This is a genomic window from Alcanivorax sp. HI0083, assembly GCF_001635175.1.
In genome coordinates, this window is record NZ_LWFX01000842.1 from 1 (window position 1) to 220 (window position 220).

General features: G+C 59.1%; 1 protein-coding gene. It reads left to right on the forward strand.

Features of this window, described 5'->3' with window-relative positions:
• A partial coding sequence (locus tag A3754_RS08070; RefSeq protein ID WP_156496915.1) for a co-chaperone YbbN occupies nucleotides 1-220 on the forward strand: 220 nt, incomplete at both ends.

Below are 220 nucleotides of genomic sequence, written 5' to 3' on the forward strand. Positions count from 1 at the left end.
AACAGATCCCGGTGATCGTGGATTTCTGGGCCAGCTGGTGCCAGCCCTGTCAGCAGATGGCGCCGATACTGGAGCGGCTGGTCAATGAATACCAGGGCAAGGTGCTGCTGGCGAAGGTGAATGCAGATGAACAGCAAATGCTGGCCAGCCAGTTTGGTGTGCGCAGTCTGCCCAGCCTGAAACTGGTGTATCAGGGGCAGCTGGTCAGCGAGCTGGATGG